Genomic DNA, 1,494 nt, shown 5'->3' with positions numbered 1-1,494 from the left:
ATTTTTCCTGCGCCCCGCGCCCCCTGCTCCCCACACCCTCAACATGCCCCCCCACCCCGCCTCCCCCGCGCGGTTTTGAACTTCACAAACCCCCCCCCCCGCGGCGCGACAACATAAGCTCGAGATCCCGGTGGTATGCGCCAGACGCTTCAAACACGATGACCGCCGCGACACGGGACGCCCATCGCACAAGCGCGGCCAATCCCGGGGCACCATTCGGAAATTGCCGGTGTTCGCCTCTCAATGAGCAATACGCATCAAGCATGGCCTTGGAAACGTCGACGCCGATTGTATTCTGCATAATGGATCTCCCACCTCGTCTTGTCATGCGGGCCCGCAGCCCAGGTATCCGTTCAGGTTCGAAGAAAGCGCGGGGGCGATCATACTCGGCAACGATCCCTGACGACCAAGAGGGGTACGACCCATCCCCCGCCACCACGCCGATTTGCGCGATCTGCGTAGTGGCTCCCATCATGCAACGAGAGCTGGTGAATCCATAAGACAAGAGGGGGTATTCTGTCGGAGCATGAGGCCGGCGCGAAGTGTGCCGACCTGTGCCGCAAGCACGGCATGTCGGAAGGTACTTTCTACAACTGGAAAGCCAAGTTCGGCGGCATGACGGTGTCGGAGGCGAAGCGGCTGAAGGCGCTCGAGGACGAGAACGCGAAGCTGTAGGTCCAAGGGACCGTGGCCCCAGTGGGGCCGCGTAAGCCCGCAGGGCGCTGGCCGAGCAGATGCTCGATCTGGCCGCGATGAAGGATCTGGTCGCAAAAAAATGGTAAGGCCCGCCGTGAAGCGCGAAGCGGTCGCATACCTTCAGGCCGGTCACGGTCTGTCGGAGCGGCGGGCCTACCGGATCATCGGAGCGGATCGCAAAATGGTCCGCTATCAGTCGCGGCGTGCGCCGGATACGGAGCTGCGAGGGCGGCTGAGGGAGCTGGCCAATGAGCGTCGACGGTTCGTTCTGCTTCGCGGCGAAGGCGAACCTTCCGGCATCAACCGGATCTATCGGCTCTACCGCGAAGAAGGCCTGACGGTACGCAAGCGGAAGGCCCGGCGCAAGGCGGTCGGGACACGGGCGCCGATCCTGGTCGAAGCCCGCGCCAATGCGCGCGCCCTCTCGTCGTTTGCTGTGCAAACGACTGCCGGTCGACGGGATCGCTGGATTTCGTCCATAACCAGTTCGCAAACGGCCAGCGCTTCCGGGTGCTCAACGTGGTCGATGACGTCACCCGTGAATGCCTGGGGGCGATCCGTTCGCCATCGGCCTCGAACCGATGGCGGCTCGATGGCTCACCCTCGATCTCGGGGCGGCGTGTTGCCCGTGAGCTTTCAGCCCTGATCGAGCGGCGTGGAAAACCGGGGATGATTGTCAGCGAGTTGGACCTGTCGCGCTTTCGTGCCGCCCCAGGTGCTCGTTTAGGCCACCTTCCGCTCGAACGCGACAGGGCTTTTCCAGCCCAACGCTGAGTGTCGGCGTCGCGGATTGTAGAA

The 1,494-nt window shown here is 63.5% G+C and carries 1 pseudogene; it reads left to right on the top strand.

Annotation, left to right across the window (positions count from 1 at the left end):
- Positions 1–492 precede the first annotated feature (492 nt).
- Positions 493–1,380 (top strand): annotated as a pseudogene (locus tag GGQ68_RS23025) (transposase); the annotation flags it as partial.
- Positions 1,381–1,494: the final 114 nt, after the last annotated feature.

Origin of the sequence: Sagittula marina (assembly GCF_014196795.1) — a bacterium.
Lineage (GTDB): Bacteria > Pseudomonadota > Alphaproteobacteria > Rhodobacterales > Rhodobacteraceae > Sagittula > Sagittula marina.
This window is presented reverse-complemented; position numbering and strand designations above follow the sequence as displayed.